This window comes from Paenibacillus sp. 32O-W (assembly GCF_007679495.1).
Lineage (GTDB): Bacteria > Bacillota > Bacilli > Paenibacillales > NBRC-103111 > Paenibacillus_L > Paenibacillus_L residui.
The window spans coordinates 50,270-61,423 of the sequence record NZ_VEGP01000012.1 but is presented as its reverse complement, the minus strand read 5'-3'; the positions used below and the strand labels follow the sequence as shown (position 1 = coordinate 61,423).

8 protein-coding genes are annotated in these 11,154 nt (G+C 50.6%); 1 reads left to right on the top strand and 7 read right to left on the bottom strand.

From position 1 onward, the window contains the following. Positions 1 to 35 precede the first annotated feature (35 nt). The 4 genes from FS806_RS07200 to FS806_RS07185 form a co-directional block, all read right to left on the bottom strand. The gene (locus FS806_RS07200; protein WP_144933945.1) at positions 36 to 611 is read right to left on the bottom strand and encodes a hypothetical protein; all 576 of its coding nucleotides are present in this window, start codon (positions 609 to 611) and stop codon (positions 36 to 38) included. 302 nt (positions 612 to 913) lie between these two features. Further along, a complete protein-coding gene (locus FS806_RS07195) occupies positions 914 to 2,182 on the bottom strand; it encodes a glucuronate isomerase (protein WP_313960569.1) in 1,269 nt (422 codons plus the stop codon). Between the two features lie 101 nt (positions 2,183 to 2,283). After that, positions 2,284 to 3,822 (bottom strand): tagaturonate epimerase family protein, encoded by a 1,539-nt coding sequence (locus tag FS806_RS07190; RefSeq protein ID WP_313960568.1) that lies wholly within the window; start codon positions 3,820 to 3,822, stop codon positions 2,284 to 2,286. A gap of 121 nt (positions 3,823 to 3,943) precedes the next feature. Then, positions 3,944 to 5,230, bottom strand: a complete 1,287-nt coding sequence (locus FS806_RS07185; RefSeq protein WP_144933941.1) for a Gfo/Idh/MocA family protein — start codon at positions 5,228 to 5,230, stop codon at positions 3,944 to 3,946. A 167-nt stretch (positions 5,231 to 5,397) separates the two neighbouring features. Here FS806_RS07185 and FS806_RS07180 point away from each other — a divergent pair, with 167 nt between their 5' ends. After that, positions 5,398 to 6,207 (top strand): helix-turn-helix domain-containing protein, encoded by an 810-nt coding sequence (locus FS806_RS07180; RefSeq protein WP_144933939.1) that lies wholly within the window; start codon positions 5,398 to 5,400, stop codon positions 6,205 to 6,207. Between the two features lie 102 nt (positions 6,208 to 6,309). Here FS806_RS07180 and FS806_RS07175 read toward each other — a convergent pair whose 3' ends face one another. From FS806_RS07175 to FS806_RS07165, 3 genes are all read right to left on the bottom strand, one after another. Then, entirely contained in the window at positions 6,310 to 7,548 is a 1,239-nt protein-coding gene (locus tag FS806_RS07175) for a CapA family protein (RefSeq protein ID WP_144933937.1), read from the bottom strand. 113 nt (positions 7,549 to 7,661) lie between these two features. Then, positions 7,662 to 9,524: an LTA synthase family protein gene (locus tag FS806_RS07170; RefSeq protein WP_313960567.1), complete on the bottom strand. Its 1,863-nt coding sequence runs from the start codon at positions 9,522 to 9,524 to the stop codon at positions 7,662 to 7,664. A gap of 223 nt (positions 9,525 to 9,747) precedes the next feature. Then, a complete protein-coding gene (locus tag FS806_RS07165; RefSeq protein WP_313960566.1) occupies positions 9,748 to 10,866 on the bottom strand; it encodes an FtsW/RodA/SpoVE family cell cycle protein in 1,119 nt (372 codons plus the stop codon). Between the last annotated feature and the right edge of the window lie 288 nt (positions 10,867 to 11,154).

The window sequence follows — 11,154 nt, the reverse complement described above, 5'->3', positions numbered from 1 at the left end:
TATGGATAGTTGGTTTCAGTTATAAAATACTGCGGTTATGTGGACTCGGAGCGCTGCCTGCCAGAATGGCTTCGCGATCGGTTATGCCGATCCTCCGGTTCTTCATCGAGCAGGGCCAATTCATTAAACAAGCTGTCCATTCTTTCCACTTCCAATTTTCTCCCCGCTTTTCTCTTGCCGTAGATCCTCCGGCCGTTTCGCGGAGCCTCACTCTTGGGATCCGGAACGATAACGGTTCGCGACTCGGTTGTGTCCTCAGGCTGCTTCTGTTCGGCCCGTCCCTGCCTCTTCCTGGGCACAGCCGTCGATTTTGTCCTTTCCTGTACAACCTTTGATGAAGAAGCATTCGTTTCATTCGGCTCCGGGGAAACCTCGGCTGCCGCTTCCGCATTCGGGGATTTCCTTGGAACGATTTCTCTGTCCCGGTCCTGCCTGTCTTCCACAACTGCTTCAGGTGGGGCCTCCGAATTGCTCTTCCGGATAACAGGCCGTTGGGCTAACCGTCCCCCCTTCGTGATATTTCCTTTAATGCGGTCGTTAAAAAGCGGGAAGGAAGACTGGCCAAAGACGCCTTTGCGGTTGTAATAGGGGATGGATCCTCGATTTTTCATACCATGGTCTCCCTCGTAATAGATTTGTCTTTACAGCATATTCAAGTACTAGGAGAAGGACAGACAAATGAAGAAAAATGGATGGTTGTCTCCCACATTCAAACATATTCCGGGGCCAACCATATGGGATGAACCATCAGAAGATAGAACGATGTCCCAGCAGCTTTTTTTCCTCTACCTTGAAAATCGGTCTATTTTCATTTTCTGCTGGGTGCCGTGCAAACGGAATGGCACGTCTAACAGAAAAAAAGCGGCCCCCGCAGGAAATCCTGCATAAGGAACCGCTCCACCGCAATATCGCTTTATTCTTCCGGATCTTCCACCAGATCAGGCCGTCCGACAAAGCGCCAGAAATTGTTGCGGAACAGATCCGCCACATCCCGCCGTATTTCGGACGGATCGATCCTCCAGCCTGTCCGGAGGAGATCATCATACTTCTCAATCAGCACCTCGGCGATGATCTCCTTCGAATGCTTCCATTTATAAATCAATTGATCGAGGACCCGGGCATCGGAATGCTGCGGTACGATGCTTAAACCGAGAAGCTCCAGACGCATTCGGGTCATTTCGTTAATAATGACCGGATTGTTAAGAAACCACCAGCAGCCGAAAATCATCAAATTGCGGAATTTACGCCCCAGAACAGCCAGCTCATGCTGATTTTCCCGTGACAGCATCGTGACGATAAATTTGTTGTCGGGATAATGCGACAGCAAATATTCCAACGCCTCCATCCCGGCCTGACCGACGAAATCTCCGGCATCGCCCAGTGCGGGATGGACCTTCTTCTTGACGCCGATCATCATGGCAAACGGAATGCCCGCCTCGCGCGCAACCGGAAGAATACAATCGCGAATGATCCGCCCGCGGTCGGACTCCTCCGGATAAGCGAAGCCTGGAGGAAGCGAAACGGCCATATACAGGGGATTCATCCGTCCGATCCAGTCCTTCAGGAACCGGCGGACCTCCCCGGCAGACGGCTCGTTCCATTCGTCCCCGACGGCGTATCCCCACTCTCGAAGACGATGCTTGCTGGCGGAAAATTCATTCAGCAGCGGATCGATCCTGAGCGCCGCATGAAAACGGGAATCGGGCTTGGTCCCTGCCAGCCAGACGGCCCTTTCGCGGTCATCGAACGGATCGTTCGTCATGACGATATGATCGACATTGGCCAATCTCATCACTTCATCCACCTGGCGGAACCGGTCCGACTGCCCGATCCGCTCACGATACTGCTCCAAATTGCGTGTCGACAAATCCGCTCCCAATCCTTGCAGGGTGGTAAGAACGCCGCGGCAAGCTTCGCTGACAGGCGAATGCTCTACGAAGAGCTTATTCCATATGAGATCGGCCTGCTCCCGCTTGCCGAGCTCCCAGAAATCACTGATCGGGATGTCGCTCCACCTCATCACCTCGGCTACCAAGTAATGGTAGGTCAATAATTCGTCTACTCCCCATAGCAGAATGTCGCCAAAATTCGGGGAGTACAAATGGGTGTGCATGTCGGTGACTTTCTGCCGCTGGACCGCATTTTGCACAACGGCCTTCAACGTTTCACGTTCGCTGATCATATCCATGCCTCCTTAAATCATAACTATTGCAGCATTCCAACAAGTAACTCAGCCAAATGCGTTTGTAAAGAACATCGGCGCCGTTCATAACGGCATATGCCCTACTTGCCTAACAGTTCCAGATGGCGGCCGATATGATGGCGAAGCGCCTGCTCATAATCCGTTTCATGCTGTTCCAGCGTCTGATACAGCTCCTCCTTGAACAGACTGCGGCCCTGTTCATCCTTGGCCTGCAGCAGCAATCCGTAGGTAATATGAATTAACTGGCGGGCATTATTATCTTCCATATACTCCGGCAGACGTCCGTCGTCCAGCTTCTCCGGCGGAACAATCGCATCGAAATCGGTGGTTACATGATAATAAGCCAAAGCTTCCGGGTAATGCTTCATCGCGTATTCATGCATTCGCCGGTACAGCTTCGGATTTACCCTGGCTACCGTTCTCATCGCTTCCAGCCAATTCGTTCCCGCTGTTTTCACATGAAAACGGCCGCCCGTATACCGGGCAATCATCGGAAAAACGCTGAATTTATCGCTGCCCGAATGAATGCTCAGCTTGTAGTCGAAATGATCCGCAATGGCCGCATGAACCTGAAGCTGCCGCTCGAATTGTTCCAGATCGCCGATGTAATCGATCCCCTTCTGGAATTCTCCGCAGAAGCGGGGAGCCACACTGTATAAATCCAGCCCGGCCGCGTGAAGCTCGTTCGCCACCATATAATGCGCGGCGGGATCGGTCGGCGTCATCGTTTCGTCAATAGACAGTTCGAAATCGATCGGCCGGCCGAGATTACGGATATACCGTTCATAGATGTCTATTGTGAAGCGGATAGCTTCTCCGTAAATGAGCGCATACTTTTTTAAATGGAGCGGATCAAAATGAATTACATAAGAGCCCGCCTGGAATTCCTTCTGCAGGTAGGTCTCTTCCAGCCGCTTTCTTTCCTGCACCGGAAGTTTCGCATATCGGCGGTCAATCTCCTCCTCCGATTTACCGTCAATCGTATTATCGATCCGGTCGGAGCAGTCCAGGGTCAGCATGGTGAATCCAAGGCCGAGTGCCATCTCGATATCGGCCTCCACCTTCAAGTGATCGCCGTCCGCACCATACCCGTCCCGGTAGCCTTCCTGAAGCACCGCATAGCTGGCGGCATCGAGCACCTGCTTATAATCGCGGTTGGTCAGATTAAGCTCGCGAATGCTCTGCTGTGCAAGAACCGGCTTGATCTCCCGGCCCCGCACGGTCTGGATATGGCCCGGGGAGGCCAGGCCCAGCCGGTCTCCCAGACCAATCGTTGCCGTCTGTTTGCCCAGCGCCCGGGGAGCGGTAAACGGCAGCAGGCGGTTCAGAACAAGCCGGTTCTCGTGGGTCAGCCCGCACAGCTTGTAGCCGCTGCCTTCCTCCCCGCTTAATTGCCTATAGAGCTCCCCTTCTCCCCAGACAAGCATTTTCTTTCCTTCCGGGCCCTTGACCATCAACAGCCTGGCGCCATCCAGCGATGTATAGGATTGCCCGTATACCGTCCACTGCCCCGCCTGATCCCCCGTCTCCGGAAAGCGGCTCTTTCGCAAAATATTTTCCGTAATCGCATTATTTTCCGCTTCGCTCCACTTTTCAATCAAAGATAAATAAAGGTCCAATCTTGCTCCCCCTCGCCATGATTATTTCCTCCGCCTACCCTCAGCTTGGATTAACGTTCCGCCCTTGGCCGCTATCTGCCTCACAAGATGCAACCGAATATAATCGGCATGGCGTTATTAATCAGAAACGGACCAGATGATCGATGCTTATCGGCTGTCCCGTACGCAGCGAAATATTTCCCGCGATGCCGGTCAGAATCGAGATGGCTCCATCCACGTGCGAGGCCGCCCGATTAAGCGGATCCGGCTCCGGATTCCCGAAGAGATCGTTCAGCAGAATGGGATCACCGCCTCCATGCCCGCCTTCCTTCTCCTCGATAGCGACTTGATACGGGACATCGAACATCGGGTGAACGGTCACGGTTTTGTGCTTGAGGGCGCCTTCATCGGCTTTATTGCCGCCGGAATTGACATAAGGGCGCTCCACGACATTTACCTCCAAGCGGCCCTTGCTGCCGTTAAACACAACATTGAACCCTTCCCAAGGCAAGTAAGCGTTTAAAGAGTAGGTCATGATCGCTTTGTTCTTGTAGCGCACCATGACTCCCAGCGTATCCTCAATGCTGATTCCGTCCCCGAATACGCTTTGATCCCTTTGATAGCCATCCTCATGCTCAGCATCCAGATAAAGAGCCTTCAAATGGCTGTTGCGCTCCATATGCAAAGCGAACGGGTCATTGAGCGCCGCCTCGCTGCCATGAGCTCTTTGATAAAATTGCGTCACCCCGCGGCTTTCTGCATTCTCGCGCCCGTAGAACCGAAGTCCTCCCATCGCGTAGACGGTTTCCGGCCGGCTGCCCAGCCAGAAGTTGACCAAATCGAAATGATGCGTAGACTTGTGAACCAGCAGCCCCCCGCTATTGCGCTTATCCCGATGCCAACGGCGGAAATAATCGGCCCCGTGCTGTGTATTGAGCAGCCATTCGAAATGGACCGAGAAAACTTCCCCAATGACACCGTCTTTAATCAGCTCGCGAATTTTCGTATTGTGCGGGGCATATCGGTAATTGAAGGTTACCCGCAAGTGGCGGCCTGTCCGCTTCACCGCATCGATGATTTGCTGACATTTCTCTTCATCAACGGTCATCGGCTTCTCGGTAATCACATCGCAACCCAGCTCCATGGCCCTAATAATGTAAGTATGATGAGTCCGGTCGATAGAGGTCACAATGACAATATCCGGCTTGGTTTCGGCAATCATCCGGTCGAACTCGTCGGCTCTGTAAGTCGGAACGGGAGCACTTTCGTACTTGTCCTGTAGCAGCCGGTTAGCGTAATTCATCCTCGTTTGATTGATATCGCAAAAAGCGACTAACCGGGAGGTTTCCCGATATTTTTGAGCCAGCGGGCCATAGAAAAACTCCGCACGGCCGCCGGTTCCCACGAGCGCATACCTCTTCAGCGTCATCTGACATTCTCCTCTTTTATAATCAATTTTTCCTAATTCTAGCGCAAGAATAGATTATAATCTAATCAATTATTGCTTAAAGAGGATAAAACCTTGCATTTTTTGTCCATATCAAGCGCAAATATTGTATAATATTCTGAAACAGTACAAGAAAGGAAGAGCGGCTGTTGAAATCCTTCTTTATCGAGCACATTCGCAGAACCGGCCACTACACCATGTCCGATAATCATTTTCATCCGTATTATGAAATCTACTACTTGCTGCGCGGGGAGCGGGATTATTTTATCAAGGACCGGACGCATCCTCTTAAGGAAGGCGGCATTGTATTTATAGATAAATATGAGCTTCACAAGACGACTGATACCGGAGTGGCGGATCATGAGAGGATTTTGCTTCATTTTGACGAACATTGGCTGAATTCGTTTGCCGATCCGGTATGCTTTGCGCCTTTCCAGAGCCGGACCAGACGGCTTCAATTAAACTCCGGGGACCGAAGAGCCGTAGAGGAGCTGTTGTTCTCGATGCTGGAGGAGGAGGACACGAAGTCGCCGGGATGGAAGACCAGCCTGCAGGCGAAGCTGGCTCAACTGCTCATTCTGGCCGGGAGAAAATGCTTGGCGGAGCCGGAGCCTTCCCCCGAGCAGGCTAATCCGCTGCAGCTTAAAATTTATGATATCGTCGAATATATCAACAACCACTACATGTCCGCCATTACCCTTGGCTCGGTTGCGGAGAAGCATTATATCAGTCCGTATTATTTAAGCCGGAAGTTCAAGGAAGTGACTGGATTTACTTACGTGGAATATGTAAATACCGTGAGGATCAAGGAGGCACAGAAACTTCTTAGGGAATCCCGTCTGAAGATAATAGAAATTGCGGAACAGGTAGGATACGAGAATATCGCCCACTTCGGCCGGGTATTCAAGGAACTGGCCAAAGTGAGCCCTCTGGAATACCGCAAGAGGGCCCGAGGGTAAAGCGGTCATGTGGAAAGATGATAAGCCCGTGTGACGGGTACTTTCCGGGGAGCCCCGAAAACGCAAAAAAAGACAGCTCCTTGGAGAGCTGTCCCCGGTTCGTTATCCGGACCGATCAGAGGTGAGAATGGTCAGTTCGGGCATCCATTGGGTCATATGCCGACGAATCTCTTCACGATATTCAGCCGCTCCGGGGAGCTGCTGCTCCGTAACCTGATCGAGGGGGATGATTTTATATTGGCGCCAATTTTTCTTATGGGTCCAGGTGGGCAGCAGAGCCGGCTCCAATATGGATATAGATCGCTGATCCCCTCTTTCGCGCTTCTCAATCGTTACGTGAAGAATTCCCCCGATTTCCTTGTACACCCCTTCCTGCCCGGAAAGGAAATTGCCCAGCGAATAGATGACGAAGGTCCGTCCTCCATCCTCTCTTTCAATCCATTCGCATGGCTGGAGCACATGGGGATGGTGCCCGATGATCAAATCCGCCCCGGCCTGGGCCAGCCGTTCGGCCAGCTTCTTCTGTTCCTCATTAGGCATCCGTTCATATTCGCGGCCGAAATGAAGATTGACGACGACGGCATCCGCTTTCCGGGAGGCTTCCTGAATGTCACGGACGATCACTTCCGGGTCAATCAGATTAACCAGGTAGTCCTTGCCCTCCGGTACGGGAATTCCGTTCGTTCCATAGGTGTAACCAAGAAGTGCCAGCTTAATCCCGTTCTGCTCGGCGATTCGCAGAGTCTCCTGGTCTTCCCGGGAACGATAAGCCCCGACATAGGTCATCCCGATGGCATCCCAATGCCCGATAGCGTTGAGAATGGCCTGTTCGCCGCGGTCCAGCGTATGGTTATTGGCAATCGTCACCGCATCGAAGCCTACTTCCTTCAAAGTCGTTCCGATTTCGAACGGACTGTTGAAGCTGGGGTAGTCGGACAACCCGATCTCCACTCCACCAATCATGGATTCCTGATTGGCCATGGCGAAATCAGCATCCTTGATGGTTTGCGCAACCAGTTCGAACATCGGATCGAAATGATATCCTTCAGGCGTGTAGGCGTCTTTGTATAAGGAACTGTGAATGAGTACATCCCCTACCGCCACGAAGGTGAGGGAAGTGACCGTCTCTTCCGGCTCCGGAGTTGGAGAAGGCGTTGGTGCCGGTGCTGCCGTATTCGCCGCTGCCTCCGTGCCTGACGGTTCCTTAGAAGCCGAGGCACCATCGTTCAGCGATTGACGGCTATTGGATTGTCCGGGAGCCGGCTGGCTGGCGCAGCCCGTTGTCCCCCACGCCAGACAAAGCAAGAGAATCCATAAGAGGATTCTGGAAGTGCGTTTCATATTGGGCCCCCATCATTAAAATATTATCTACCTCCTTAAGCATATCGTGAAAGGTACCCGGCTTCAATGAAAATCCGCTATTTTTTTACATTTCGGATAAACAGTACACCTTCCTATTCATCCGCCTGTTCTCCCCGGTCTCGGTCCGGCAGCTGCTGCAAATAACTGTCCGACAATTCCAGGAGGCGCAGAGCCCGTTCATAGTCCCTCTCTTGTACGGAGGCAGTTTCCTCATAGCCTGCCAGCGGATATATCTCTCCATCCTCTACGCCCACGCCGGGAATGAAAATAAAATCATCGGAAATATAGGAGCCGGATGGCAAATAATACCTCTCGGGAAGTAAATTGCTCGTATAATTTATCAAGTCTTGGCCGAAGTGGATGTGATCCTTAAGCGATACTCCCATCAGGTTCGCTATCGTAGGCATAATGTCGACGTGTCCCCCCAGATGATCGACGACGCCCGGTTCAACGATTTCGGGAGCATAGATCAGCAGCGGGATGTTCAACATGTCCACATATTCATATGGTTTGCCGAGGAGCTCCTCCATATATTCCCTTTCGGGTCCATCGAGAGAATAGATCGGCAGCCCCATATGGTCTCCATACATAACGATTACGCTTTGGCTGCGGACCGCTTCTTCCTCCAGTCGATCGATAAACAAACCTAACGCATAATCCGCATAGCTGGCTGCCTGCAAATAATTGCCGACAAGCGTTTCCTTGTATTTGTCGGGAATCTCGATCCGATGTTTGTCTTCCGGCAATTCAAAAGGGTGATGGTTCGACATCGATATAACCTGCGCATAGAGTCTGTCTCCTTCGCGCACCAAATCGGCTATTTCGGCTGCCGCCTTGTTATACAGCACTTCATCGGATGCCGCGAAAGCGATCGGATCCTCATCCCCAAAAAATTCACGGTCATAATATTGATCGAAGCCTAGGGCAGGATACATCTCCATACGATTCCAGAAATTGACGCTATTCGTATGGAAGGTGGCCGAGCGGTACCCTTTCTCCTTCAGCAGCTTGGGCAGGGATGGAATCTCCTTATGGCCGATCACCTCCGAGGCCGCTCCTCCTGCTGGAATATAAAATGACGTATTGGACATATATTCGGAATCCGATGTGTTCCCTTGTCCGACCTGCTGGTAAACTTTAGGGAAATACAGGGATTGCTCCACCAGCCTGTTCAATACCGGAGTGACCTCCTGGCCGTTGACTGTAAGGTCGATCAGGAAGTTCTGAAAAGATTCCAGCTGAACGACGATAAGATGTTTATCTTCCGCCGCTTTCCAATAAACCCGGTCTTCGTCTTCCTTCCATTCGATGTTCTTAAGCTCACGTATCGTATCCAAATCGACCGGAATCGGCTCTTCCTTCCGCATGTTGGCAAATACCGTATAGACCTGATAATTCAATATCCCCATCTGCTCCGCCTGCTTCAATTCATTGGCTATCCCGCGATTGGTCCAGACCGTCATCAGACAGGTTAACAAGGAGACGGAGAGGATGACCGGAATCCCCTTGCGGGCAATGGGGGACTGCGTTTTTCCCCAGGTCCGCGATTTTTTGCTCCATAGAAATACTCCAAGCAAAATAACAATATCCAGATAAATCAGCAAATAATGCGGATGCATCAGATCAAAGACGCTCGCTTTAACCTGAACAACCTGCTTGGCTTGCTGAAGCGCTTTATAATTAACTATAACCCCGTAATATTTATAGTACATGATCGCAGCAAAATAAATGGATGTCGTTATGAGATTGGCCAGCATATAAAACAACAGCTTTCTCTTGACCGCCAACCATTCGATCAAGCCGAAGAGAACCCAGACGGACGGAATGCTGACGACCAAAAAAGGAATGACGTTCGCCGCGCCAAAAATGACGAACCAGGCTAAATTAATTTTTAACACCATCAGAAAGGAAAAAACGACGAACGGCTCAGACCAACGGAACCTTGAACTGTTCAACTACGATACCTCCCCTGCTACGTTTCCTTAACTTAACATAGAAACATTAATGTAATCTTAAAAATCGCGCTTATGGTTCCTTCGAAATCTGCCGTTGAAGGTCAGATATACAGAAAAAACATCCGTAGTTTACCGTTTCTATCTTTCACGGCAAGAACGGATGTCCGTACGAATGATGGTTTTACCTGCTTGCCTCCTTTAAATCCGCCTGACGGCTTAGGGGCTATTCGGGAATAACAGCTTCCTCGGAATGGATTTTGACGTTAAACACCAGTCCGATGGCTATCATGTAGGTGAGCAGCGAGCTTCCCCCGTAGCTGACGAACGGCAGGGATATACCCGTAAGCGGCAGAAGTCCGATATGCATCGCAATATTTTCAAACACCTGAAGCGTAAACATGGAGACGATCCCTATAATTATGTAGGAGCCGAACAAATCCTTACAGCCGAGTGCTATCCGGATCATCCGGTAAATAAGCAGAAAATAGAGCAGCAGCAAAACCGCCGAGCCGATGAAGCCAAACTCCTCCCCGATCACTACGAAGATAGAGTCGGAATAATGATAGGGAATGAAGCCGTTCTGGACGAAATCTCCATGCAAAAAACCTTTGCCGAGTAAATGTCCGACGCTGATTGCGCCTATGGAATTGAGAACATGCCAGCTTTGCTGGGGATTTGTCGACGGGTCCAGGAAGGTTTCTATTCTTCTTAGCTGATGCGGCTTAATAATTTTGGCAAACAAATCAAATTGATTGTAATAGAGCCATACAAGCAGGCCAACGGCAAGTGCGGCCAATACGAGCCCCAGAAGAATATGGGCGAGGCGCACGTTTGCCATCCACAGCATTCCGATAAATATCGCAACGAATACAAGCGCTGTTCCCAAATCCGGCTGCTTCATAATGAGCAGAACGGGAACCGCCGTCAGCAAGCCGGCCGGAAGGATATCATTGACCAGTCTGAGCTGTTCTCCCTGTCTGCGGGAAAATATTTTCGCCAGCATCAGAATCATAAAAATCTTGACAAGCTCGGAAGGCTGGAACTGTTGCCCGCCGATGCTGATCCATCGAACCGAATTGTTAATATTGACTCCTCTGAGCAGGACATAGACAAGCAAACCCAATCCTATAACATATAACCCGTAAGTACCGTATCGAATCAAAAATTTATAATTGATAAATGCCGTCAAAAACAGCGGGATCATAAGCAGGAAATACAGCTTCAGGCTGCTGATATGAAGTCCGTCCAGCCGTGTGCCGGAGGTCGCGCTGTAGATGACCATCGTGCTTAGAATCATGAAGCAGCCTAATATACAAATAATGACCGGATCAACTTTCTTCAATTTGTGAAGCACCGAATAAACCATAAAACTAACCTCATTAAAAAAATTTTGGAAAAGGGCAATATTTAAAGGATAACATTTCCATGGGGGCACAGCAAACCAAGATGGCCATTCAATGCAAAATTGACCCGGTTTCATCCGGCCGGATCGGCAGCATGATTAAGGGAAAGTTTATCGTATCGCTCTAATGGCGCCTATTTTCAGGCTTGCATCCATTAAAAGTGAGGCGTATAATGGTCAAAGTATCAAACATCCTACGTTTGGATGATTGGATAATGTTTACATCAT